The 25,325-nt window shown below is 59.2% G+C and carries 20 protein-coding genes, 1 tRNA gene and 2 pseudogenes; 8 read left to right on the forward strand and 15 right to left on the reverse strand.

Annotation, left to right across the window (positions count from 1 at the left end; all coding sequences use genetic code 11):
• Positions 1 to 214: 214 nt before the first annotated feature.
• Positions 215 to 562, forward strand: coding sequence for a nuclear transport factor 2 family protein (locus K9B32_RS20290; protein WP_263491026.1), 348 nt, complete (start codon positions 215 to 217; stop codon positions 560 to 562).
• Between the two features lie 34 nt (positions 563 to 596).
• Here the strand turns inward: K9B32_RS20290 and K9B32_RS20295 are convergent, their stop codons facing one another.
• The 4 genes and pseudogenes from K9B32_RS20295 to K9B32_RS20310 all read right to left on the reverse strand — a co-directional run.
• Positions 597 to 2,387: a B12-binding domain-containing radical SAM protein gene (locus K9B32_RS20295; RefSeq protein WP_224565422.1), complete on the reverse strand. Its 1,791-nt coding sequence runs from the start codon at positions 2,385 to 2,387 to the stop codon at positions 597 to 599.
• Positions 2,388 to 2,568: 181 nt separating this feature from the next.
• Complete coding sequence (gene sthA, locus K9B32_RS20300) at positions 2,569 to 3,975, reverse strand: Si-specific NAD(P)(+) transhydrogenase (RefSeq protein WP_224565424.1); 1,407 nt, start codon at positions 3,973 to 3,975, stop codon at positions 2,569 to 2,571.
• Positions 3,976 to 4,077: 102 nt separating this feature from the next.
• Positions 4,078 to 4,665: a dual specificity protein phosphatase family protein gene (locus K9B32_RS20305; RefSeq protein WP_411969729.1), complete on the reverse strand. Its 588-nt coding sequence runs from the start codon at positions 4,663 to 4,665 to the stop codon at positions 4,078 to 4,080.
• A gap of 79 nt (positions 4,666 to 4,744) precedes the next feature.
• A pseudogene (locus K9B32_RS20310) lies at positions 4,745 to 4,912 on the reverse strand (JAB domain-containing protein); the annotation flags it as partial.
• 547 nt (positions 4,913 to 5,459) lie between these two features.
• On the opposite strand from K9B32_RS20310, the pseudogene K9B32_RS20315 reads away from it, so the two are divergent.
• A pseudogene (locus K9B32_RS20315) lies at positions 5,460 to 5,669 on the forward strand (ArdC-like ssDNA-binding domain-containing protein); the annotation flags it as partial.
• Between the two features lie 54 nt (positions 5,670 to 5,723).
• Here the strand turns inward: K9B32_RS20315 and map are convergent.
• The gene (map, locus tag K9B32_RS20320; protein WP_224565428.1) at positions 5,724 to 6,560 is read right to left on the reverse strand and encodes a type I methionyl aminopeptidase; all 837 of its coding nucleotides are present in this window, start codon (positions 6,558 to 6,560) and stop codon (positions 5,724 to 5,726) included.
• A 553-nt stretch (positions 6,561 to 7,113) separates the two neighbouring features.
• Positions 7,114 to 8,445 carry a DUF2778 domain-containing protein gene (locus K9B32_RS20325; protein ID WP_224565430.1) on the reverse strand — a complete coding sequence of 444 codons (1,332 nt, stop codon included), beginning with the start codon at positions 8,443 to 8,445 and terminating at the stop codon, positions 7,114 to 7,116.
• Between the two features lie 309 nt (positions 8,446 to 8,754).
• Here K9B32_RS20325 and K9B32_RS20330 point away from each other — a divergent pair, with 309 nt between their 5' ends.
• A complete protein-coding gene (locus K9B32_RS20330; RefSeq protein WP_224565432.1) occupies positions 8,755 to 9,777 on the forward strand; it encodes a methyltransferase in 1,023 nt (340 codons plus the stop codon).
• A gap of 25 nt (positions 9,778 to 9,802) precedes the next feature.
• Here K9B32_RS20330 and phaC read toward each other — a convergent pair whose 3' ends face one another.
• Complete coding sequence (gene phaC / locus K9B32_RS20335) at positions 9,803 to 11,641, reverse strand: class I poly(R)-hydroxyalkanoic acid synthase (protein ID WP_224565434.1); 1,839 nt, start codon at positions 11,639 to 11,641, stop codon at positions 9,803 to 9,805.
• A 154-nt stretch (positions 11,642 to 11,795) separates the two neighbouring features.
• Between phaC and K9B32_RS20340 the strand changes: the two genes are divergently transcribed.
• The 4 genes from K9B32_RS20340 (at position 11,796) to recJ (ending at position 17,024) form a co-directional block, all read left to right on the forward strand.
• Positions 11,796 to 12,212, forward strand: coding sequence for a hypothetical protein (locus tag K9B32_RS20340; protein WP_224565436.1), 417 nt, complete (start codon positions 11,796 to 11,798; stop codon positions 12,210 to 12,212).
• Positions 12,213 to 12,436: 224 nt separating this feature from the next.
• Positions 12,437 to 13,654, forward strand: coding sequence for an LL-diaminopimelate aminotransferase (locus tag K9B32_RS20345; protein ID WP_224565438.1), 1,218 nt, complete (start codon positions 12,437 to 12,439; stop codon positions 13,652 to 13,654).
• Between the two features lie 64 nt (positions 13,655 to 13,718).
• Positions 13,719 to 15,041 carry a homoserine dehydrogenase gene (locus tag K9B32_RS20350; protein ID WP_224565440.1) on the forward strand — a complete coding sequence of 441 codons (1,323 nt, stop codon included), beginning with the start codon at positions 13,719 to 13,721 and terminating at the stop codon, positions 15,039 to 15,041.
• Positions 15,042 to 15,221: 180 nt separating this feature from the next.
• The gene (recJ, locus tag K9B32_RS20355) at positions 15,222 to 17,024 is read left to right on the forward strand and encodes a single-stranded-DNA-specific exonuclease RecJ (RefSeq protein ID WP_224565639.1); all 1,803 of its coding nucleotides are present in this window, start codon (positions 15,222 to 15,224) and stop codon (positions 17,022 to 17,024) included.
• Between the two features lie 95 nt (positions 17,025 to 17,119).
• Here the strand turns inward: recJ and K9B32_RS20360 are convergent, their stop codons facing one another.
• From K9B32_RS20360 to K9B32_RS28980, 4 genes are all read right to left on the reverse strand, one after another.
• Complete coding sequence (locus tag K9B32_RS20360; protein WP_224565442.1) at positions 17,120 to 18,364, reverse strand: glycosyltransferase family 2 protein; 1,245 nt, start codon at positions 18,362 to 18,364, stop codon at positions 17,120 to 17,122.
• A gap of 434 nt (positions 18,365 to 18,798) precedes the next feature.
• Positions 18,799 to 18,873 (reverse strand) — tRNA-Glu (locus tag K9B32_RS20365).
• A 239-nt stretch (positions 18,874 to 19,112) separates the two neighbouring features.
• A complete protein-coding gene (locus K9B32_RS28975) occupies positions 19,113 to 19,754 on the reverse strand; it encodes a class I SAM-dependent methyltransferase (RefSeq protein WP_263491031.1) in 642 nt (213 codons plus the stop codon).
• Positions 19,669 to 20,013 (reverse strand): hypothetical protein, encoded by a 345-nt coding sequence (locus K9B32_RS28980; protein WP_263491039.1) that lies wholly within the window; start codon positions 20,011 to 20,013, stop codon positions 19,669 to 19,671. Before K9B32_RS28980 ends, K9B32_RS28975 begins: the two co-directional genes overlap by 86 nt.
• A 349-nt stretch (positions 20,014 to 20,362) precedes the next feature.
• Between K9B32_RS28980 and K9B32_RS20375 the strand changes: the two genes are divergently transcribed.
• Positions 20,363 to 20,797, forward strand: a complete 435-nt coding sequence (locus tag K9B32_RS20375; RefSeq protein ID WP_224565444.1) for a hypothetical protein — start codon at positions 20,363 to 20,365, stop codon at positions 20,795 to 20,797.
• A gap of 156 nt (positions 20,798 to 20,953) precedes the next feature.
• Here K9B32_RS20375 and K9B32_RS20380 read toward each other — a convergent pair whose 3' ends face one another.
• The 4 genes from K9B32_RS20380 to K9B32_RS20395 form a co-directional block, all read right to left on the reverse strand.
• Entirely contained in the window at positions 20,954 to 21,727 is a 774-nt protein-coding gene (locus K9B32_RS20380; protein WP_018859941.1) for an amino acid ABC transporter ATP-binding protein, read from the reverse strand.
• Positions 21,728 to 21,747: 20 nt separating this feature from the next.
• Complete coding sequence (locus tag K9B32_RS20385) at positions 21,748 to 22,902, reverse strand: amino acid ABC transporter permease (protein WP_224565446.1); 1,155 nt, start codon at positions 22,900 to 22,902, stop codon at positions 21,748 to 21,750.
• 1 nt (position 22,903) lies between these two features.
• Entirely contained in the window at positions 22,904 to 24,106 is a 1,203-nt protein-coding gene (locus K9B32_RS20390; protein ID WP_224565448.1) for an amino acid ABC transporter permease, read from the reverse strand.
• A gap of 91 nt (positions 24,107 to 24,197) precedes the next feature.
• A complete protein-coding gene (locus tag K9B32_RS20395; protein WP_224565450.1) occupies positions 24,198 to 25,223 on the reverse strand; it encodes an amino acid ABC transporter substrate-binding protein in 1,026 nt (341 codons plus the stop codon).
• Positions 25,224 to 25,325: the final 102 nt, after the last annotated feature.

Below are 25,325 nucleotides of genomic sequence, written 5' to 3' on the forward strand. Positions count from 1 at the left end.
CTTTGTGCGGGGCTTTTTTGGTTCTAGGGCGGTGGTTGCCGTTGCGAACGGGCAGCAACGCCGATTGGGTACCACGAGTTGAATTTTAGATTGATCTGATGCAAGCTGGGCGGTGCCTATCGGGGAGGGTTTGCGATGACATCAGGCGCTGAGTTGAAAGGAATCGTAAGGGCAGATTTTCAAGGCGAGGGCTGAGGGCGACCTTGAGCGGCTCATGTCATTTCTCGGTGACAGCTGCGTCTTCCGCATCGCTGGGAGCCGCCACTTGGCGCCGCTGACCGACCCGGTTGTTGGCAGCGCGGCGCTTCGCGCGACGATGCGGCACTTCATCGACACCTGGGAGATGAAAGCCCTTGAGATTGTCGACATTCATGTTGAGGGCGACGTGGCACTTGTGCATCGCAGCGGCCAGATGTGTCACGGCACAACGGACTTCGACACAGAGGTCATGGACAAGATGACCTTCGACAACGGCAAGGTGATTGAATGCGTGGAGTTCATCGACACGCTTCAAGCCGCATCACTATTAAACATCGCGACGATCTCGGCGGCTCAGAGATAGCTGCCGATTACCCTATCAAACGCCGTGCTTGTGGTCAGACGGCGGGCCGCACCTTGTGTGCGTGGGTCAGTTCCGCAACCTTGTGGATGTGAGAGACCGCGGCTAGACCCCCGGCCGTCTTGGTGAAGAGTTCGAGCGTTTCATCCTCGTGGTCACCGACCGGTGTCAGCGCCTGATCCATGTAGTTCTTCGTTTTCTTGTCGCGTGCGATGAAGAAGGCGCTCGTTGCGAGGCTGGCAATGGTGGCGCCCAATGAAAGGTGTTTGCTGAGCGTTTCCCAGATGAAACGCGGCCAGAACGTCACGGCGCTTTCCTTGGGAAGATCCGGGCGGCGTTCGGAGGGGTGCTTAAGCCGCAACAGGCCGCTCTGGAGTGGATGAACGTTCTCCAGCGGCACCGTCGTCGCGAACGACACGAGCATCTTGACGAGGCTGGCGAGCGGCACGCCCGTCGCAACAGCCCGGCGCAGCAGCGTCTTCATATGCGCTGGCGAATAGTAGAGCGACCATGCCTCCTGATAAATGCTTTCCCATTCCTGCTTGCTCATCTTCGGATGCGCGGTGCAGACATGCTCGACGTCGTAGATGTTGAGATCGGCGTCCATCTCCACGCCTTTCTTCCACAATGTCTGGTGATCTTCCGAGCCTGGAAGCGGCGTCAGCACGAAGAACTCGATGACGTCCAAAGGCAATTCGTGCTGGATGATGGCAATATCGCGCCGGATCGTCTCTGGCGTGTCCGCAGGAAAGCCGAGAATGTAGCCGGCGAGCGTCATAATGCCTTGGGCTTTCCAGGCAAGCAGCATCTTCCGGTATTCGGTGATCTTGTTCTGGTTCTTTTTGGCCGCCGTCAGATTGTCGGGGTTTACATTCTCAAGCCCGATGAAGACGCGTGTCACGCCGGCGCGCTTTGATTTTTCGATGAAGTTCGGGATCTTGTGGCAGAGCGTATCGACCTGGATCATTAATCCAAGTGGAATTCCGTCCTTCTCCCTGAGTTCGATCAATCGATCGAAAATCGCCTCCCAATCCCTGTTGCGAGCGAAGTTGTCGTCGGTGATGAAGAACTTATGGATGCCTTGCGCCCAGTTCATCCGCACCAATTTTTCGACATCATCGGCCGATCGGAATCGCGACTTGCGCCCCTGGACGTTGATGATGGTGCAGAAGGAGCATTGATAAGGGCAGCCGCGGCCAGCGTCGAAGCTCGTGCTGAGGCCAAGCGTCTGGGCCACATTGGCTTTCGGCAGGAACGGGACGGCCGCACCTTCGATGCTCGGCAGGTCGTTCATGAAATTGTAGAGCGGCTCAAGCTTGCCGCTGGCGGCATCCTGCAGGACGCGGTCCAACCGGCCTTCGGCCTCGCCGGCAAACATCGAGATACCCATCTCACGACATGCTTCGAGACCAACCGCCTTGCCGTCGAGCATGGCGAGGCACCCTGACACGTGAAAGCCGCCCATCGAAACCGGAACACCAGCCTTGCGGAAGGGGCGCGCGATATCCAGTGCCCGCGGATACTGGTTCGACTGAACGCCAACCAAGGCGACCATCCCGAAATTGTCGTGCTGCGCAAGTCGTTCGAGCAGGGCCGGGATGTTGACCCGCGTGTTCGTCTCGTCGATGACCGTAATGTCGATTTCGACATTGGGGCCGAGGACCTTGCGCTCAGCGCAATCGGACGCGATTCCGTAGATCGCAGCCAACGAGTTGGACGGGATCATCGCCCGCCACCACCGGATCACATAGCCGTCATCGTCGTAGTGCGACGGCTTGATGAGGATGAGCTGGAAACTCCGTTCGGCGGTCTTGGACAGATCTTGCACGGTCACTCGCTGGTAAGAGGAATCCCCGAAAATGGACGCTACCAGACGCGGTGGATTATACAAGCGAAGGTTTTACCGGTGCTATTCGACACAAATAAGTCAGATGGAACGGATTTTGGCCGGATCTCAGGTTTCTGTTTTCGTTTAGTAAATTATCAAAGCCTGAGGTCTGGCTAGGCGATCAAAGCTCCGACTTGATGTCGCCCATCCGGTTCCACGCATCAAGACCGGCGATTTTGTAGGCTTCCGCGAGCGTCGGATAATTGAACGTGTTTTCAACGAAGTACTCGACCGTTCCCTTGAGGTTTAGCACGGCCTGGCCGATGTGAACCAACTCGGTTGCCCCTTCGCCGACAATGTGCACGCCAAGCAGCCGGCGCGTCTTCAATGAAAAGATGAGCTTGAGAAGCCCGGTATCGAGGCCCATGATATGTCCACGCGAGGTCTCGCGGAAGCGCGCGATGCCGCATTCATAGGGAATGCCGCGCTCCTTCATCTCCTCCTCGGTCAGGCCGCAGGTGGAGATCTCTGGCACGGCATAGATACCGTAGGGGAAGTACTTCGGTGGCTCCTTCGCGACCGCGCCGATAGCGACACGGGCTGCAATGCGGCCCTGTTCCATCGACGTGGACGCGAGGCTCGGAAAACCGACGACGTCGCCGGCGGCATAGATATTCGGCACGGAGGTCTGGAAGGTCTCCGGATTGACCTTGAGGCGGCCACGGCTATCGGCTTCGAGTCCGGCCGCTTCCAGATTGAGCGTGTCGGTCGCGCCCATGCGGCCGGCGGCAAATAGAACCATGTCGGTCGCCAGGTGGCGACCATTGTCGAGCCTCAGTTCAACCTTGCCGTTGTCTAGGCGCGTCACCTTGTCGGCCTTGGTGCCGAGCAGGATCTTCATATTGCGATCGCGCAGCTGATAGGTGAAGTCTTCGACGATTTCCCGGTCGATGAAATCGAGCATCGTCGGTTTGGGATCGATGACGGTCACTGCGGTATCCAGTGCGCTGAAGATCGTCGCATACTCGATGCCGATGACGCCCGCGCCGATCACGGCCATCGAGCGCGGCAGTTCTTCGATATCGAGCAGTTCGTCACTGTCGAGTACCGTCTTGTTGTCGAATGGGATGTAATCGGGGCGGAACGGCTTCGTGCCGACCGCAAGCAGGATGCTGGCCCCTGTGACCTTGAGGATTTCGCCGTCGTCCTTGATGACTTCGAGCGTGGATGGGTCGACAAAACTTGCCTTGCCTCTGATGTGCTGGACGCGGTTTCGGGCGAACTGGTGTTCAAGCACCTCGACTTCGTGATCAAGGGTGATCAGCAGGCGGCGCCGAAGGTCATCCGCGCTGATCTCTTCCTTGACGCGATAGGACCGGCCGTAGAACCCGCGCTCGCGCCAGCCAGAGAGATTGAGCGCCGTTTCGCGCAGTGTCTTGGAGGGGATGGTGCCCGTGTGCACCGAAACGCCGCCGACGCGCTTGCCCTGTTCGATGACCAGAACTTTCTTGCCAAGCTTGGCGGCCTGGATTGCGCCGCGGCGGCCTGCGGGACCACTGCCCACAACAACGAGATCGTACTGGAACATTAAGCTGGCCCCGTTTGGTAAGCTGGAATCATTTTTGCAACGCAATATTTCGCGCGTCCACGGGTAGCAGGTCAATGTTGCAGAATATTTTATGAGCGGATATCAGGCTTCACTGAAGCCAAGTAGGGGTTCCAGCTTCTCGAAGGTGCGGTCCATGGCGAAGGCTCGGCTGATCGGCAGCGCGATATGACCGTAGAAGATGGACATCTGCCCTTCCGCCACCTTCTCGTTCGTCTTGCTGATCGCCGCCAGATAAAGAGCGGATGCGAGCCCGGTCCGATCTGCGCCTGAGAGGCAGTGGATCAACAGCGGTTTTGGAGCGTCCTTCATGACTTGGATCAATTCCTTCGCTCGCTCCGGAGAAAGCTCCTTGTAAGCCGACATCGGGAAATCGATATGCTCGATACCAAGTGTCTTCGCTTGTTCGACTTCGGCGTTCCATGCCGGGCTGTTGATCCCGCCGCGCAGGCTGATGATGGTCTTTATCCCATAGCGCTTGGAGAAGTCGGCAATTGCCTGTGGGGATGGCTGCGACGAACGGTAGACTTGGCCGGCGACGACGGCATGAAAGTTGCCCGTCGCCTTTAAATAGAAAGCGTAGCCGCCAACGATGGCAAGGAGCACGGTGAGGAGAAATATCGCTGCTCTCCTGGAACGAGGATATTGGCGAGAAGTAATCGTCGTCGTCATGAAGGTCTCGAAGCAGGATGGTTGCAGCATTGTCGCTTTGCCACCCAAACCTGACGGACACCTGAAGCGGATTCGGCTCCTATATCAGACGCAGCCCCTTGAGGCTCGCGTGACCGTCCTTGCCGATGATGATGTGATCATGAACGGTGATGCCGAGCGGCTTTGCCGTGTCGACGATCATCTTCGTCATGTCGATATCGGCGCGCGATGGGGCCGGATCGCCTGAGGAATGGTTGTGGATTAATACAGATCAAGGAATAAGGCTTTGTTTGTCGTGCTGGGGGTATGGGTTTGGTGTCTGGAACAAATGACATTCTGTGACCATCCCGCCGTATTCCGACTGATCCTTCCCGCTTCCGGTGTAGGCGGCGAGTTCCTTAAGGGAAAATGCCCGCTCATCGCTCCATACTTGCTAACGGCGCATGAGCCAAAGACCCCCATGCTTTCCGTCGAACACGGCTTCATACGCAAACCGGGCTCTGCTGGCGCAAGCGGGGAGAAATCTGCCGAATGCGTAAGCGGTGAAGCGTGTCTTGGGCGGGGCCGAGAGTTCACATCCCTTCAGGGCGACCCAAATAGCGCTATCTCGCGAGGCGGGCACCCGCTCCTCCGTTCGGAGCGGGACCTCCATCGAAGAAAATGACCCCTCGTGCTTCGTATACCCGTTTGATCGCCTCGATTGTGACCGGTTGTGGCCCGCGAGGACCGGAACCGTCTTGTTCAACTCGGCTCACCGTGTTGGCAGTCACCTACTTCCCGCACGCCTAGCTTCAGTATTGCACGAGCTGCCCTCGCTGCTGCTCTGGTCCGAAGCGATTGCCCGCGGCTTTACCTCGCCGACCTGGATGACATTTCGTCAGGCCCTGGAACTCGGTGCTGCCGTTCGCAAGGGCGAGACGGGAACGACAGTCGTCTTCGCCAGCTCCTTCCTCCGGGCCGAAACCAGTGAGGCCGGCGAGGCGGTCGAACACGACATCCCGTTTCTGAAAGCCTACACGGTCTTCGAAGGGCAGTTCGGCGTCGTTGGAGTACGAACAGGACCCTTCGTCATCAAGCGCTCATCGGTTCAAGGGTGGAAGGCCGGGGCGGTCGAGGCTGCCGGGGGAAAGTGTGAATATCTCGCAGCCATCGGAAGTGACGCCGACCGTATGTTCGTATTGCGCTGAAAGCGAGCGGTCGCGCGTGACGGCAGTCCAGCCGTCCGCCAGCACTTTCACATGCGGCCGACCAAGGTTGATCATCGGCTCAATGGTGAAGATCATGCCTTCGCGCAGTTCCGGCCCTTCGCTCGCGCGACCATAGTGCAGGATATTCGGGGAGTCGTGGAACAGCGCACCGACGCCATGACCGCAGAAGTCGCGCACAACCGAACAGCGCTCGGCTTCGGCATAGGTCTGAATGGCTTCTCCGATCGCGCCGGTGCGGGCACCTGGCCGAACGGCTGATATGCCACGCAGAAGGGATTCGTAGGTCACCTCAAGCAGCCGCTCCGCTGCGCGCTTAATCGTCCCGACCGGATACATGCGGCTTGAATCGCCGTGCCAACCATCGACCACGTAGGTCACGTCGATGTTGACGATATCTCCCTCGCGCAACGGCTTTGCATCCGGAATACCATGGCAGACGACATGGTTGATCGAAGTACAGGTCGATTTCGTGTATCCGCGATAGTTGAGGGTCGCCGGAATCGCACCGTTGTCCATGCCGAACTCGAAAACGAAGCGATCAATTGCATCGGTCGGCAGGCCCGGCCTCACGACAGCGGCGAGCTCGTCGAGGCAACGTGCGGTCAGCTGGCAAGCCTTCCGCATTCCCTCGAAAGCGTCAGGACCGTAGAGCCTGATTGCGCCCGTATTCTTCGATGGCGCGGAAGAGGCTTCGATATAGTTCACCATTGCAGGCCCTTAGGATTGTCATTCTGGTACATAATGCAGCTATGCCGGGTTCGTCCATCGCGATCAATGGGTGGAATGTCATTTCTGGCTTGGTGGTCGCGTTGAACCGCCGCTGGAAGCTTTCTGTAGGCCCCACACGCCTTCGCCTTCACGCGATCAGTGCGAGCCCGTGGCTTGATCCTTCAAGTCACTCGGACGGGGCACTGGAAATTGCCTCGCTGCAGTAAGAACATATGGCGCTTCCCGGCGTCCCGTTCGGCGGTTGGTGCCAGCAACTTCGGTCCCTCTGCATCCGCCGGTCGACCCTTGCGCGCTGCCGACGGCCTTGTGTGCCACACAGGCACGTCCGGAGCGAAACTCAACACAGCATTGGCGCCACGCCGCCATCCCGGAGGGAGACCATTTTCTGCGAACCCCGAATGCGGAAGCTTACGTCCTTCTTCCGCCTCGTCGCAACGCCTTGCGTTGTATCCGAAGATGGGACGGGGGAAGGATGGCATAGCCGCTCGCTATGGGGGAAATCGAGCGCGTCGTCTTTTAAGATCGCAACTCGTTAAGAACGCGACGAGAACAACGAAGCGAAGGTGGACGTCGGCTTGTTCGGCATGCTCGTGACCACAACCAGCTGACGGATCTGGCCCCGTTTGAAGGCGGCGAGGAAGCGCTTGTAATCCTTGAGCGATACGCAGCCGTTGGAGTCGCCGCGGGCTCCCAACATGTAGGTGTGCGCGAGTAGGCCATCGCGGTTGTAGATTGCGCCTGCGCCACCGACCGGGTGCAGGCGGATGGCCTCGACGCCGTGGAACAGGCTTTCGCGCATTGTCAGATTGTAGGTATGCGGCGGGGTCGGTCCGCGATTCTTGGCGTGCACATAACGCGGGTTGTCACGCATCTTGCCGAGGCCGGAATGGGCCTCCAGTCGTTCACCGTTTGGAAGGTAGACCATGTTCGCCGAAATGTCGTAGACCGCGACACCATTGCGGGCGATGGGGGCAGACAGCCCCTTCTTCACGGTCGGCATTGCGTCTTCGTCATCATCGGAAGCGCCGGCATCCGGCCGGGCATAGGCCAGCACGGCTTCTGCCGGAGCACTGCGATCGTTGGCCGTCGCCCGCTTCAAGCCATCGGGCCGGGCCATCGGCAAAGGGATAGAGGTGTCGCTGCCGCTCAGCACGAGATCGAACGGCTGGGTCATGGCCAGAGCCGACGGCTCGGTCGGTGCGGCAGGTGCACGACTTGCAACCTCGACCGGACCTGGCTTAGCCGCGGCCGGCGGCACCTGTCCCTTAATGACGGCTGCGGGTCTTGCAGCGAGTGCCAGCAGGGCGGGTCCTTCGGCAGCCGCAACCTCTTCTTTCGACGGGATGATGATGCGATCAGCCGAGGCAACAGCGACCGGTGTCGCCGTCACGATGTCGTCTTTGATCGCGCGGGCTGGCTGGGCAGGCGTTGTCGCTGCAACAACCATTGCCGGCTGCTTGTTCGGAGAGCCTTCAGAAAGAGCAAGAGGTTCGGACTGCCCGACGAATGCTGCTGCCAGCGCCGCGGACGGAGCGGCCACGCGCATACCCTTTGCCAGCGCCAGCTCGCTTTCCGTACTCATTCGCAAACGCGAGAATTTCTTGACGTGAACGAGGCGCTGCGTGGGCTCGGTTTTGGCTATAACTGCAGGGGCAAGCGCGACGTCGGCAAGCGGACCTGCGCTCGGATGCGGAGCCGGCGTGACCATATGCATGGTCGCGACTGTAGCGACGACCCACGCCGAAGCGGCAAACCCCGCACCGATAAGAGCTGCACCTGAGAGAAAACGGAAAGGGTGACTGAAGCGAGAAATAGACGTACCTATGGGCCTGGTATTGGCAAACACATCGACCGCAAACGCCATAACACTCGTCTTTCACAACTCGTTACCAGGCCGGCGGTACTGACAGATTGATAATTTTCTTCGCCGGGGCCGGTATAGAAGCATCAGGGCCAAATTGCGGCTTAGCTAATATATCCAGTCAGCTGAGAGCATGACGAATTATGGTAACCAAAGTCTTTACGTGAGCGGTCAAGCCGTTCGAATTTGAACGGGTGCAGTTTTGGGCATTTCACGACTGTGGGCACACCTCCTTTGTCATGAGGTGTCGAAGAAAGCGGATTCTGCTATGAATACCTCCCGTCATGGAGTTCCAGGTTGGGAGGAAAGCCGATGTCTTCGACACATCCAGTGGCTCATGAAGAAATCTCGCCGGCCTTGTTGGTCGATGCGATGTTCGCATTCCGGAAAACGGCCGCAATCAAGGCGGCAATCGAATTCGACCTTTTCACGAAATTTGGCGGAAAAAGCCGTACGGCACAGGCGCTTGCGTCCGAATTGGGTTGCGCCGAGCGCGGCGTTCGCATTCTCTGCGATTTTCTGGTGATCTCAGGATTCCTGACGAAGAGTGGCGAAAACTACGCGCTGACGCCGTCCAGTCAGGTCTTTCTCGATCGACATTCACCCGCCTATATGGGGGCGGCGATCGATTTCCTTGCTTCGCCGCAAATGGTGTCGTTGTTCCTGGATGACCCGGCTGCCTACGTTCGCAACGGCGGCTCCGTCGGCTTGGCGAATGTTGCGCCGGACAATCCTGTATGGGTCAAGTTTGCGCGAGCCATGGGCGCGTTCACTGGCGCAAGCGCGAGGGCCGTGGCATCTGATGTGGCGACATGGTCAAAGCCTCTAAACAAGGTGCTGGACATTGCCGCCGGTCCCGGCGCTTTCGGGATCGAGATCGCCAAGGTGGCGCCATCGGCCAGCGTGGTTGCTCTCGATTGGAAGCCGGTTCTTGCGGTGACTGAGGAAAATGCGACGAATGCGGGGGTGGCTGCGCGCTTCACCTTCCAGCCCGGCAGCGCTTTCGAGGTCGATTGGGGCAGCGGCTATGATCTCATCCTGCTGCCGAACTTCCTCCATCACTTCGACGTCGATGGCTGCGTCACGCTATTGAAGAAGGCGCGAGCAAGCCTGGTGCCCGGAGGCCGCGTGGCGATTGTCGAGTTCGTTCCGAACGAGGATCGCGTGTCGCCGGAGTTTCCGGCTGCCTTCGCCATGGTCATGCTGGCGACGACGCCGAACGGAGACGCCTATACCGAGCCGGAGCTTGCCGATATGGCCAAGGCAGCCGGTTTTCGTGTCGTCGCGACGAAGCCGCTGCCGCCATCACCGGCCAGCCTGATCGTCCTGGAGTAGAGAGCCGCTGCGTTTTTAGCGAACCTCAGGTTCGTTCCATGACATAGCTTCCTGGCGCCTCTTCGATGGCGTTGAGTGCTGCGCCGCCCGGCTTGCGGGCGGGCACGCGCTTGCCGTCCTTTGCCTCGATCCAGGCCTGCCAGTGTGGCCACCACGAGCCGGCATTCTCGGCTGCCTCTGTCAGCCAAGTCTCGTATTCGCCTTTTGCGGCGCCGCCGGTCCAGTATTGGTACTTCTTCCTGTCCGGTGGGTTGACGACGCCAGCGATGTGGCCGGAGCCCGCCAGCACGAAATCGACCTTGCCGCCGAAGAACTGGCTGCCGAGAAACACCGACTTGGCCGGCGCGATATGATCTTCGCGGGTCGCGAGATTGTAGATTGGAATCTTGACGTCCTTGAGGGACAGCTTTTGACCGTCGAGGATCATCTCGTTCGCAGTCAATGCGTTCCTGAGGTAGCAATTGCGCAGGTAGAAGGCGTGGTTCGCCGCCGCCATGCGGGTGGAATCGGCGTTCCAGAAGAGCAGGTCGAAGGGCATCGGATCCTGGCCCTTCAGGTAGTTGTTGACGACGTAAGGCCAGATCAGTTCAGAGGCCCGAAGCATGTTGAAGGCGGTCGCCATCTTCGACCCGTCGAGATAGCCGATCTCATCCATATGGGCCTCAAGCCGCCCAAGTTGCTCCTCGTCGACAAAGACCTTCAGATCGCCGGCATACGTGAAGTCCACCTGCGTCGTGAAGAGGGTGGCCGTCTTGATCCGCTTGTTCTTCTCCTTGGCGTGCAGCGCCAGCGTTGCGGCAAGCAGAGTGCCACCCACGCAGTAGCCAACCGCGTTTGCTTCCTTCTCGCCCGTCGCTTTCTCGATTGTGTCGAGGGCAAAGTCGATGCCTTCGCGTGCATAGGCAGCCCAATCCTTTTGCGCATGGCGCGCGTCCGGATTGACCCAGGAAATCACGAAAACGGTCTGTCCCTGGTCGACGCACCATTTGATGAATGATTTCTGGGGGTTGAGGTCGAGGATATAAAATTTGTTGATCCACGGCGGGCAGATGAGGAGAGGGCGCTTCAAGACCGTCTCTGTGGTCGGCTCGTACTGGATGATCTGGCAGATCTCATTCTGCGCGATCACCTTGCCCGCGGTCAGCGCCATGTCGCGACCGACAGCGAATTTGGTCATGTCAGTCTGGCGAAGCTTCAAGTCGCCATGGCCTGAGACGATGTCCTCGGCAAGCATCTTCATGCCGCGCACCAGGTTTTCGCCGCTGGTCGCGATCGTTTCGCGGTAGAGCTGCGGGTTGGTGGCGACGAAATTAGTCGGCGAGAGTGCGGCCGTAATCTGTTTCACATAAAAGCCGGCCTTGTGCTTTGTGTGTTCGTCGAGGCCCTCGGTGTCGGCCACGATCTTCTCGGCCCAATCGGCGGTAATCAGGTAAACCTGTTTCAGAAATTCGAAGAATGGATTTTTCTGCCAATCCTCATCGGCAAAGCGCTTGTCCTTGCGATCCGGTTCCGCCGTCGGCGTTTCGCCCTGCATGCGCTGCATCGAGCGCATCCAGATGCCGAAGTAACTGCTCATCAGCTGCGTCTGCGCCTCGAAGGTACGGCGCGGATCGGAGATCCAGTACTCGGTGACCTTGGAGAGCGTCTTGACCATGTCAGTCACCGGCTCTGCCGCATTTGCTGCGATCTCGCCACGTTCGCGTGGTGCGAGCCAAGCTGTTGCCGCTTTACCGAGATTCTCCAGCGCACGGGCAAAATTGATCGCCATGGCCTCTGGATCTTTCAATAGGTATGGATCCAGGTCCTTTGCATCGAAGCCCGGGCCCTTTGCCTTGTCGCCGTTGTCCTGCTTGCTGTCGGTCACGCGTCTCCTCCGGCGGCAGCATGTTCCTGTAAATCGAGTTGTACATCTGGAAAGATCGATAAAACAAGTTCCGCTGATGCTCGCTCGTGCTATTGCTTTGTGGCGGCGACGAATTTAACAGTCGAAGCACCTCAGGATTTGGGACCTCTGGCACATGACGAAAAACGGCTTTCGCACCATCGCAAACGTGACCCGCATCGCGCTCATTGGCGCCGCCGCGGCTATGACGCTTGCCGGATGCATGCGAACGCCCGAGGAGAAGGCCGCCTTCGCAGCCAGGCAAGCGGCGCCGACGCCCGTTGTCATGAACGCAACAAAGGGCGAGGCGCCGACCGAAAGCGGCCTGTCGCACTACAAGGACGGCTACCCGGGATTCGGTGCGCCGTTGACAGCCGCAAACGTTCAGATGGGTGACGATGAGGCCGGCGGGCTTCAGAAGAAGCTGACGGCGCTCGGCGCCCAACGCAAGGCGGGCACGATCTCGGAAGCCGAGTATCAGCGTCGCGTCGCTGAATACCGCAAGCTTGCCGCCGAACACGGCGCGCAAACGCTCTCCGAAATCGCCAATTAGGCCTTGCCTTCGCTGCGATTTGGAAGCAAAGCCTTCCAGCAGTGGCGGAAGATGAATTTTTCCCGATAATGCGCGGCCTGCGTGGCTTTCCGTCAAAGAAATGCCTTGCGACGCAAGTCTGATGAATACGGCGTTGGCGATTCTGAAGTTCGTATCGCGAACAGCCGGGAATTAGGACGAACTTCGAGCGCGGTCGTGGTGGCCGCATTTCCGTGGGGAAAGAAATGGAAGAGTTTCACAAAGTCCGGCGTTTGCCGCCTTACGTTTTCGAACAGGTCAACCGTTTGAAAGCGAGCGCGCGAGCGGGCGGGGCCGACATCATCGATCTCGGCATGGGAAACCCTGACCTTCCGACCCCGAAGGCGATCGTCGACAAGCTCTGTGAAGTCGTCCAGGATCCGCGCACGCATCGTTATTCGTCGTCCAAGGGCATTCCCGGCCTGCGCCGGGCCCAGGCTGCCTATTACGCCCGCCGCTTCGGCGTGAAGCTCAATCCGGACACCCAGGTCGTAGCCACGCTGGGCTCCAAGGAAGGCTTCGCCAACATGGCGCAGGCGATCACGGCGCCCGGCGACGTCATCCTTTGCCCGAACCCGACCTATCCGATTCATGCCTTCGGCTTCCTGATGGCCGGCGGTGTCATTCGTTCGATGTCGGTCGAACCGGACGAGAGCTTCTTCCCGCCGCTGGAGCGCGCCGTTCGTCATTCGATTCCCAAGCCGCTGGCGCTGATCCTCAACTATCCGTCCAATCCGACGGCCTATGTGGCGACGCTGGACTTTTATAAAGACGTGATCGCGTTCGCCAGGAAGCATGACATCATCGTGCTTTCCGACCTTGCCTACTCTGAAATCTATTTCGATGGCGAGCCGCCTCCATCGGTTCTGGAAGTGCCGGGCGCGATGGATGTGACGGTTGAATTCACCTCGATGTCGAAGACCTTCTCGATGCCCGGCTGGCGCATGGGCTTTGCCGTCGGCAACGAGCGCCTGATCGCGGCCTTGACACGCGTTAAATCCTACCTCGATTACGGTGCGTTCACACCGATCCAGGTGGCGGCAACACACGCGCTGAACGGCGACGGCTCGGACATCGCGGAAGTGCGCAACGTCTACAAGCGCCGCCGCGACGTCATGGTGGATACCTTTGGCAAGGCTGGCTTCGAGGTGCCGCCACCGGCGGCGACGATGTTTGCCTGGGCCAAGATCCCGGAAAAGTTCCGTCATCTTGGTTCGCTGGAGTTCTCCAAGCTGCTCGTCGAGAAGGCCGATGTGGCGGTAGCGCCCGGCATCGGTTTCGGCGAAATGGGCGACGACTACGTGCGTCTGGCGCTTGTCGAGAACGAGCATCGCATTCGTCAGGCTGCCCGCAACATCAAGAAGTTCATGTCGACGGCAGACGAGACGATGCACAACGTCATCTCACTCAACGCACATCGCTGATATAATCCCCTCAAAGGCAGCCGCTCCGGCGGCTGCCTTTCATGACACATTTCAGGATCGATCCATGGCAGATGCCCTCAAAATCGGCATTGCGGGCTTGGGCACCGTTGGTGCTTCGCTTGTCCGTATCATTCAGCAGCGCAGCAACGAGCTGGCCGCAACATGCGGTCGCCCGATCCTGATTACGGGTGTTTCCGCCCGCGACAAGACCAAGGACCGCGGCATCGACGTCGGCGGCATCGAATGGTTCGATCGGCCGGAGGATCTGGCGGAGAAGGGCGATATCGATGTCTTCGTCGAACTCATGGGTGGGGTGAACGGCTCCGCTAACAGCTCGGTGCACGCCGCGCTCGAACGTGGTCTCCATGTGGTGACCGCCAACAAGGCGCTGCTTGCCTATCACGGAGTCGAACTGGCGACGATCGCGGAAGAGAAGGGCGCGCTGCTGAACTTCGAAGCAGCAGTTGCCGGCGGCATTCCCGTCATCAAGGCGCTGCGCGAATCGCTGACGGGTAACACGATTTCCCGCATCTACGGGATCATGAACGGCACCTGCAATTACATCCTGACGAAGATGGAAAAGGAAGGCCTGTCCTTTGCCGACTGCCTGAAGGAGGCGCAGCGTCTCGGTTATGCTGAAGCCGATCCGGCCTTCGACATCGAGGGCAACGATACGGCCCACAAGCTTTCCATTCTCACGACGCTTGCCTTCGGAAACCAGATCGCGGCCGACGACATCTATCTCGAAGGCATCACCAATATCTCGATCGAGGATATCCACGCGGCAGCCGACCTCGGTTATCGCATCAAGCTGCTCGGCGTTGCCCAGCGGACGGATACCGGCATCGAGCAGCGCGTGCATCCGACGATGGTGCCCGTCGATTCCGTTATTGCGCAGGTCGACGGCGTGACAAATGCCGTTGCGATCGAGTCCGATGTTCTCGGAGAGTTGCTGATGGTCGGTCCCGGCGCCGGCGGCAATGCAACGGCTTCGTCGGTACTAGGCGACATTGCCGACATCGCTAAAAGCCGCCCAGGCGCGCAGCGCGTGCCCGTTCTCGGTCATCCCGCCAAATCGCTCGAGCCCTACCGCAAGGCGCAGATGCAGAGCCACGAAGGCGGATATTTCATTCGCCTGACCGTGCTCGACCGTACCGGCGTGTTCGCAAGCGTTGCCACGCACATGGCGGAAAACCACATCTCGCTGGAGTCGATCGTTCAGCGCTCGAAGCAGCATCTGGCTCCGTCGCATCATCAGACGATCATCATGGTCACCCATGCGACGACCGAGGATTCCGTTCGCAAGGCGGTCGCTGCGATCAAGGGCGAGGGGTATCATGTCGGCGAGCCCCAGGTGATCCGCATCGAGCGCCCCAAGGAAGACTGAAACGCTTCCCTCCGACCACATTGACCTTAACTAAGGCGCCGCAGCAGCCTTGTTGCGTGCGTCCACAGCTAACGTCGCACGCCTCGTCCAAAACCGTTGTGCGACCGCGCGAAGGCGCATAAAGCTGCCGATATCACTCCGGTCCCGGGGTGGTGACAAGCGATGAGGGCAGCAGGCGATATGGAGATTCCGGCCGATCCGGTGCGACGCGCGTTTCTGGGGGTGGAGAAGTCCGTACTGGACAACCGCTGGATATCGCGACTGGATCAAGCCGGTCAGAACCGGGCGCTCGCCATGTCTCAGATGCACGGAATGCCTGAACTCATCGCGCGTGTTCTCGCCGGACGCGGTGTCACCGTTGATGAGGCGCTGGAGTTTCTTGATCCGACGCTTCGTGGCCTGATGCCTGATCCCTATACCTTGACGGATTGCGAGAAGGCGGCCCAGCGGCTTGCCGAAGCGATCCGCAGCCAGCAGCAGGTCGCGATTTTCGGTGACTACGACGTTGACGGCGCTTCCTCATCGGCGCTCATGTTTCGCTTTCTCAAGCACTTTGGCGTCAAGGTCGAGATCTATATTCCCGACCGCATTTTCGAGGGGTACGGCCCGAACGCCGCGGCGATCGGGAACCTGATCGACAATGGTGCACGGCTGATCGTAACCGTCGATTGCGGATCGACCAGCCATGACGCGCTGGCCGAAGCTGCCAGGCGCAACATCGACGTCGTGGTGATTGATCACCACCAGGTGACACACGATTTGCCGCCCTGCCACGCGCTGGTCAATCCGAATCGCGACGACGATCTCTCCGGGCAGGGACATCTCTGCGCTGCCGGCGTCGTATTCCTCGTGCTTGTCGCAACATTGCGCTTGTTGCGGGAGGCTGGGGATCCGCGAGTGCGGTCGATCGACCTGCTGCAATGGCTCGATATTGTCGCGCTTGCAACCGTCTGTGATGTTGTCCCCCTGAAGGGCCTGAACCGTGCCTACGTGGTCAAGGGGTTGATCGCCGCACGGCATCAGGGCAATGCCGGCCTGTCCGCGCTGTTCCGCCAGGCGGGCCTCGCCGGGCCGGTAACGCCCTATCACTTCGGCTTCCTGATCGGTCCGCGCATCAATGCGGGCGGGCGCATCGGCGACGCCGCACTCGGCAGCCGCCTGCTCACCCTGGACGACACGGGCAAGGCCGAGGCTATCGCCCAGCAACTGGATGAGCTCAACCGCGACAGGCAGGCGATGGAAGCGGCAATGCTTCAGGAGGCCGAGGCCGAGGCGCTGGCGGAATACGGGGACGGCGAGGGTGCCTCGGTCATTGTCACCGCGCACGAAAAGTGGCACCCTGGCATCGTCGGCCTGATTGCCGCCCGTCTCAAGGAACGGTTCAAGCGCCCGGCCTTTGCGATTGCCTTCGACCCATCTGGCAAGGGCACCGGCTCGGGCCGCTCGATCAACGGCTTTGACATGGGCAAGATGGTACGCGCGGCGGTGGACGAAGGCTTGCTGGTCAAGGGCGGCGGCCACGCCATGGCTGCTGGCCTCACGGTCGAGCGCGACAAGCTAGGCATACTGCGCAGTTTTTTTGACGAACGCGCCGAAAAGACGATTGCCGCACTCGTTGCCAACGAGACGCTGAAGATCGACGGTGCGATTGCTGCCAGCGGTGCAACGATCGATCTGATCGATCGCCTCGAGACGGCCGGCCCTTACGGATCAGGTCATTCTCAGCCGCTCTTTGCCGTTCCCGCTCATCGCCTTCGCGATTCCCGCCTGGTTGGCGAGAAGCATGTGAAGGTGACGCTCGAAGCTATGGACGGCGCCCGTCTCGACGGAATCGCCTTTCGGGCGGCCGATACACAACTGGGCAACCTGCTGCTGAACTCAAGGGGCTCCAGCCTGCACATTGCGGGTTCGCTTGGCGCAGATCACTATCAGGGCTCCCGACGCATCCAGCTGCGCGTTCAGGACGCCGCGCCTGCGCGATGAGGCCGACTGGCGTTGGCGACCATGGTGCGGGCGCTGCCCTGAGCAACGGCCATGCTTAGGCGTGGACGCCACTCTATGGCGCAGCGACGGCAGCCTCAGATGAGAATGTGCTGCGTCAGGTCGCTTTCGATGAAGATCATGTTGGGCTTGTAGCCCAGCTCAAGGAATTTCTCGCGCCGAGCCATATCCGCCGCGAAGATCATCGTGCTTTCGACCTCCGTCGACGCGCTATCGTCCAGATCTGCGATGACTTCGATTTCTGGTCCTAGACCGACGTCGCGAAGGAGTTCGGTGATCAATGCCGGATCAGCCATTCCGCTGAGAACGAGTCGGTCAACGCCTGCGGTCGCACTCACTTGGTAGGCCAGCGTCTGCATGGCGACCAGCATCGGGAAGGATTCTCGGAGTGCTGCGACCTCGGGGTGATCCGCCATCCCGCCAAGTGCCATGCGCGTGTAGAGTTCGTAGGCTTTGATGAAATCCTTGCGAACCGCCCAGAAGCGCACCGCCACCGCCATTCGGTTGAGGGTGAAGACCTTGCACATTTGCTCAAAGATCGCACGCGATTCCGGTCCCGTGTTGAGCTTTCCGCGCTTGGCGGCCATGTAGAGAAAGTACTCAAGCCCGCCGCGATATTTGTCCCAGGCGACCATGACCTCTTCGTTGCCGGCCTGCGAGCGGTTGGTCGCTAGCTTCGAGTTGACAACAGAGCGATAGAAAGGCTGCTTGAGGAAGGCCACTCCGCCTTGATCCAGCACATGAGCGAGATAGGCAAAGAAGCAGAAGCAAAAATCGCGCGGGACCCAGACGGATCGGAGTGCCGACGATCTGTAGATTGCGATTTCCGGGAAGATGTGCCGCTCGAAGATGAACTGAAACACCTCCACAAAATCATGCCGGCCAAACTTGATATCCTCGTCGACCTTATAGAAGGTCGTCAGGTCGCGGTCTGCGATCTCGTCGTAGAGATACCAGGAGGCGTGGCATGCGGACACGTCCGAATTTGCATCAAGATACGCGACGGCCGCGTTGACGCCATCTGATATCAGGAAGTCGTCGTCGGCGAGATAGATCGAATACTCACCCACTGCGTGGCGGAAGGTGCTTGCGATGTTCTTGTATGGCCCACCGTTCACGGCACGGCGGTGATAGCGGATCGGAAGGCCCTTCGCGATAAACTCTTCGACGACCTGTGCCGTATTGTCGGTCGAGGCATTGTCGGAGATTACGATCTCGTACGGGAAGTCGAAGCTATAGATTTCGCAATGCTCGAGCGCGTTGCGAAGATAGGCCTCACGATTGTAGGTCGGGATGCAGATGCTGAGTTTGATGCCGCTCACTTGAATTGTCTCCGGGGGCAGGGACCTATCGCCTTCATGGCAGCGGTCGAGGGGCAGGGTGCCCAAAAAATCGTGCGAATCTTGATTTCAGAGCCAGACGCTGCGCCCGCAGACGACACAGAAAGCGTCGCCCCGTTTCTTCGATAGGGAATGGCTCCCCAGCGCGCATCATGACTTTCACCGAGATCGCCTCCGCGATGGCGATATCTGCGCGGCTCGCTTGCCGGCAAAGATCTTGATGTGACTATCTATGGGGCCGAGATGGAGCGAGGCTTATGTCCGCTGCGGGAGGAGCAAGCCGGCAATGGTTCGTGCGAAAGGAAATCGCAAGGAGATGGTGGCTTCCCACAGAGAAGGAGACCACTAAGCGTGCTATAAAGACAGCCTCAGCCCGCCCAAGTGAATTGTCTACGATGCTGATTTTATTGAGAAAGTGGCACGCCCTAGGGGAGTCGAACCCCTCTTCCCAGAATGAAAATCTGGTGTCCTAACCGATAGACGAAGGGCGCTTCCTTCGTGGTGGCGCCCTTATAGTCAGGCACTTTGAATCCCGCAAGCGGCAAAACAAGAAAAAATCACCATGACGCGAATTTTTCTTTGCTTCGAGCTTGAGGCGCTCCGTGCGTCGCGATTATCACTTTGATATCGCTATATTATTTATTGCTCCACAAGCTGTCGGCGGCTCTGTGGAAAATTTCGGTGGATGCGAACGGCCAGCGTCAGGCGCGTCGTCAATGACGCAACTTCCTCAGGCGCGCACCTCGAAGACCATGTTGAATGGTGTTTCCGTGGCGCGGCGGAAATGCTTGAAGCGGGCCTCGAGGGCGACTTTCCGTAGCTTGGTTTCGCCGGCCTGCGCGCCGAGTCCGAGTCCGACCTCCTGCGAGAGCGATGCCGGGGTGCAGATCATCATCGACGCACCGTAGTAGACGCGACCGACCGGATTGAGGTTGTCCTTCAGGCAGTCATGCGCAAAGGGTTCGACGACCAGCCAGGTTCCGTCCGCAGAGAGTGATTCCTTGACGTGCCTGCCGGCGCCGACCGGATCCCCCATGTCGTGCAGACAGTCGAACATGGCGATGAGATCGTAGTTTCCATCCGGAAAGCCAGTCGCCGGAGCCTGCTGGAACGTGACGCGATCGGAAATGCCGGCTTCCTTGGCCGCAGCTTTCGCCCGCTCGATCGACGCGCGTGATAGTCTAAGCCGAAGAACTTTGAAGCGGGATAGGCTTGAGCCATCAGAATCGTCGAAGCGCCGTGGCCATAGCCGACATCGGCGACTTTGGCCGGCCCTCAGGCGCGCCTCAACGCCCTGCAGTGCCGGAATCCAGTCGGCAACGAGATTGTTGTTGTAACCAGTCCGGAAGAAACGCTCCGTACCCCGGAACAGATAAGTAGGCGTGGGCCACTTCGGGTTTGTCCATCCACAAGGCCTGCACGACCTGAAAAGCGCCGGCGAAGAAGGCGGGGCTGTCCTCCTCGGCAAAGACCATTGCCTGCTCTGGTGTCAAGTCAAAACGGTCGGTTTTCTCGTCATAACTGAGGTAGTCGGCGGCCGCGAGTGCCGACAGCCATTCCCTGATGTACCGCTCCTTTATGCCGGTTTCCTTCGATATTTCAGACGAGTTGCGTGGCTTGCCGTCGGCCATGGCCTTGAACAGGCCGACGTCATCGCCCAGCGCTACCAGCGCCCCGGATACGGCTCGCCCACGTCGCCGATCAACCGACCGACGAGTGCATCCACTTGCTGCATGTCGGGTTCGCGCATGTCTTCCTCCCTCGGAAATGCAGGAAAAGGCCAGCCCGCCGGGCACCATACCACTGCCAGCATTTGCCGCGGAAACAACACTGTGGCGTTGCGGGTAAACTGTCACGTCTGCAGAAAGCGAGCGTGATCGTTGAACAAGATTAACGCGCTGGTTGCGCCAATTGTCGCGTTGACAAGAAAAATGGCCAGATCGATAGTTCGCTAGCCCCTAGAGGCGTGGAGGAAAGATCATGATGAAGCCTGTGACTATTCTTGCATCCGTTTCCCTGCTCGGGGCGCTGGCGTTTGCAACGCCGTCCTCGGCACTGAGCATGAAGGAATGCAGCGCAAAGTACAAGGCGGCCCAGGCTGACGGTTCTGCAAAGGACATGAAGTGGAATGATTTCCGCAAGGCGCAGTGCGGTCCGGATGCGACCGCGGAGCCGGATGTCACGCTCAATAGCGGCGAAGAACCGGCAAAGCCGACAATGACGGCGCCCAAGGGCGTTTCGTTCCCGGCAGCCATTGCACCGAAGTATGCGAAGGAAACGCCCGGCAAGGGCCGGATGCACACCTGCGTCGACGCCTATCACCAGAACAAGGACGCCAATACGCTCAATGGTCTGAAGTGGATCCAGAAGGGGGGCGGCTTCTACAGCCTCTGCAACGCCAAGCTGAAGGGCTAATGGACCATTCCTGATCTCGAAAGGCTCCGTTTTCGGGGCCTTCTACTTGTCGGGATACGGTGCTTGGTGCTCAAACTGAACCGCCACAAGCGCCCTTGAAACGAAAAGGCCGCCGGAAACTCCGACGGCCTTCAATTGGGCGCTCGCCAAATCGGCCTAGTGCAAAATCTGGCTGAGGAACAGCTTGGTGCGCTCGTGCTGCGGATTGTCGAAGAACTCAGCCGGCGAATTCTGCTCGACGATCTGGCCCTGGTCCATGAAGATCACGCGGTTGGCGACCTGGCGCGCGAAGCCCATCTCGTGCGTCACGCAGAGCATGGTCATGCCTTCCTCAGCCAGCCCGACCATGGTCTCCAGAACTTCCTTGATCATTTCGGGGTCGAGCGCCGAGGTCGGCTCGTCGAAAAGCATGATCTTCGGGTTCATGCAGAGCGAACGGGCGATCGCCACGCGCTGCTGCTGTCCGCCCGAGAGCTGACCCGGATATTTATTGGCCTGCTCCGGGATCTTGACGCGCTTCAGGAAGTGCATGGCGACCTCTTCCGCCTGCTTCTTCGGCATCTTGCGCACCCAGATCGGTGCAAGCGTGCAGTTTTCCAGAATGGTCAAATGTGGGAAGAGGTTGAAGTGCTGGAAGACCATGCCGACTTCGCGGCGCACTTCATCGATCTTCTTCAGGTCGTTGGTGAGTTCGACACCATCAACGATGATCTGGCCCTTCTGGTGCTCCTCCAGACGGTTGATGCAACGGATCATCGTCGATTTGCCGGAGCCGGACGGGCCGGCAATGACGATGCGCTCGCCGCGCATCACCTTCAAATTGATGTCGCGCAGCACGTGAAAATCGCCGTACCACTTGTTCATGCCGATGATGTCGACGGCAACGTCCGTTGCCGAAACGGTCATCTTCTTAGGTTGAGCCTCAGCCATGTGTTCGTTCCCTTGATCTTTTATCGTTTGTGGCCGGTATCGAGATAGCGTTCCATAAAGCCTGAATAGCGCGACATGCCGAAGCAGAACAGCCAAAAAACGAAACCAGCAAAAATCAGCCCCGTCAACGGCGTCACTGCGCTTGCCCAATTGGCGTCGGTAAAGTTGAACCGGACAATGCCAAGCAGATCGAACATGCCGATGATCGATACCAGCGAGGTGTCCTTGAACATGCCGATGAAGGTGTTGACGATACCGGGGATGACCAGCTTGATCGCCTGCGGCAGGATGACCAGCCGCATCTTCTGCCAGTAGCCTAGGCCGAGCGAATCGGCACCCTCGGACTGGCCCTTCGGGATCGCCTGCAGGCCGCCGCGGATGACCTCGGCCATATAAGCGGAGGCAAAGATCGCGACACCGATTAACGCGCGCAAGAGCTTGTCGATCGTATAGCCGGCCGGCAGGAACAGCGGCAGCATTACGCTTGCCATGAAGAGCACCGTGATCAGCGGTATGCCGCGGATGATCTCAATGAAGGCGACGCAGACCATCTTGATGACGGGCATATTCGAGCGGCGACCGAGTGCCAAGATGATGCCAAACGGCAGCGACACGGCGATGCCGACGAACGACAGCACCAGCGTCACCATCAGGCCGCCCCAGAGTGGCGTGTCGACGATCTCGAGGCCGAAGCCGCCGTAAAGCAGCCAGAAGGCAAGAAGCGGCAGGACAGCAAACAGCAGAATGGCGTTGATGCGCTTGAACGGCGCCTTGGGGATCAGCATGGGTGCGAGCAGCAGCACGAACAAAATCCCGACGATCGTCGGGCGCCAGCGCTCATCGAGGGGATATCGACCGAACACGAACTGGTCGAGCTTTGCATTAACGAATGCCCAGCAGGCGCCGCTCCAGCCGTCGGGCTGAGTGCCGCCCTGAACGGCGGTTGCGCAGAACGTGCGGTCCGTTCCGGTCCAGACGGCCTGAATGAACAGCCAGTTGATCATATGCGGCAGCGCCCACGCCAGGAAGGTGACAGCAATGACGGTCAGGACAATGTCTTTGGGCGTTGCTAGCAGGTTCTTGCGAACCCAGGCCCACGCGCCGCTTTCGCTGCGCGGTGCTGGCGCCGGGTCGATAAAGGCGGTCCTGACGAAGGATTGGCTGGATACCGACATCTTATCTCTCCACCAGAGCCATCTTGGCGTTGAACCAATTCATGAACAGCGACGTCACGAAGCTGATCGCGAGGTAGACGATTGCCCAGATGAATACGACTTCGATCGCCTGGCCTGTCTGGTTGAGGATCGTGCCGCCGACGGCGACGAGGTCCGCGAAACCGATGGCGATCGCCAGCGATGAGTTCTTCGTCAGGTTCAGGTACTGGCTGGTGAGCGGCGGAATGATGATGCGCAGCGCTTGCGGGATGACAACGAGGCGCGTGATGCTTGACGGATGGAGCCCAAGCGCGCCTGCTGCTTCCGACTGGCCCTTAGGGACGCCGCGAATACCAGCGCGGACGATTTCAGCAATGAACGCCGCCGTATAAAAGGACAGAGCCAGGAACAACGACATGAATTCCGGCCCGACGACGGAGCCACCGGTCAGATTGAACTTGCCGGCCACAGGTACGTCGAACGACAGCGGCATGCCGGCCAAAAGGAATGCCAATATCGGCAGGCCGACGATCAGCCCGATGGAAACCCAGACCGTATGGAATTGCTTGCCGGTCGCTGCCTGACGCTTGTGTGCCCAGCGTGCGACGATTGTGGTTACGACGATCCCAATCAGGAATGCCACGCCAACCGTCCACATGCCTTCACCGAAGATCGGCTTGGGGAAGGCGAGCCCCCGATTGTTGAGGAACATGTTCAGCGGTAGATGCAGCGATTCGCGCGCCCCTGGCAGGACGGCAAGAACGCCCTGATACCAGAAGAAGATGACGAGCAGCGGCGGGATGTTGCGGAAGACCTCGACATAGACGGTGCAAAGCTTGGCGATCAGCCAGTTATGCGACAGGCGCCCGATACCGACGATAAAGCCGATAATCGTGGCTGTTATGATGCCGGTGACCGCAACGAGAATGGTATTCAGGAAGCCGACCACGAGGGCTCGGCGATAGGTGGCATCGCTGGAGTAATCGATCAGCGACTGGCCGATGTCGAAGCCGGCTCGCCCGCTCAGAAAGCCGAAGCCGGAGGCGGTGCCGGAGCGCGCGAGATTCTCAGCCGTGTTATGGGTAATCCACCACACGAATCCGACGATGATCGCGACGGTCAGAACTTGGAAGAAAATGCCCCGAAATCTCGGGTCGTAGATCACCGACTGGAACCTCCAGCCAGTGCTTAGCACATGCGACGTGTGCACAGCCTCTTGCGTCATGCCGAGCCTAATCCCCTATGAGCCCGTTTTCGGGCTTTTCTCTTTATTTTGGGAAGGCGGCTAGCCGCCTTCCCAAGTCGTAGCTAGCCGATCAACGGACCGGCGGAGCGTATTGGATGCCGCCCTTGTTCCACAGTGCGTTCAGGCCGCGCTCGATCTTGAGCGGGCTGCCTTTGCCGACATTGCGGTCGAAGACTTCACCGTAGTTTCCGACGCCCTTGACGATGTTATAGGCCCACTCGTTGGTGAGCCCCATGTCGGTACCGATCTTCGTATCGGCTTCTGCGCCGAGGAAGCGTTTGATGTCGGGGTTTGCAGAGTTCTTCATCTCATCGACGTTTGCCTGGGTAATCCCGAACTCTTCGGCATTGACGAGGGCATAAGCCGTCCACGATACGATGTCGAACCACTGATCGTCACCCTGACGAACGGCTGGTCCAAGGGGCTCCTTCGAGATGATTTCCGGAAGAACCATATGCTCGTCCGGATTCTTCAGCGTCAGACGCAGCGAGTAGAGGCCGGACTGGTCGGTCGTGTAGACGTCGCAACGACCCGCGTCATAGGCAGCGTTGACTTCTTCGAGCTTCTCGAAAACGACCGGATTGTACTGAAGGTTGTTCGACTTGAAGTAGTCGGCGAGGTTCAGTTCCGTCGTTGTGCCGGCCTGGACGCAAACGGCGGCGCCGGAAAGTTCGAGTGCCGACTTCACGTTGAGGCTCTTGCGAACCATAAAACCCTGACCGTCATAATAAGTGACCGGGCGGAAGTTGAAGCCTTGCGCCGTATCGCGGTTGATCGTCCAGGTTGTGTTGCGCGACAGAACATCAACTTCGCCCGACTTCAGCGCCGGGAAGCGGTCCTTGGCCGACAGTGGCGTGTACTTCACCTTGGTCGGGTCGCCAAAAACGGCGGAAGCAACGGCCTTGCAGAAGTCGACGTCGAAGCCGGCCCAATTGCCAGAAGCGTCAGGCTGCGCGAAACCAAGAAGGCCGGTGTTGACGCCGCACTGAACAAAACCCTTTGCCTTTACGTCTTCGAGCGTGGTGGCAGAAGCTGCCGAGGCGCCAAGTCCGAAAACTGCTGCGCCGATGGCGGCGGACAGAAGCTTAATCTTCATTTTTCCCAACCTTTTCCTTTGTCTTATCTTTTTGTGAGAGCGTTCGCCGAAGCAAGCGAAACCTCCCAGACGACCCGACACCCTCCCGGCGCGAGTGGTTCT

The organism is Rhizobium sp. 3T7 (genome assembly GCF_020166565.1).
GTDB lineage: Bacteria > Pseudomonadota > Alphaproteobacteria > Rhizobiales > Rhizobiaceae > Rhizobium.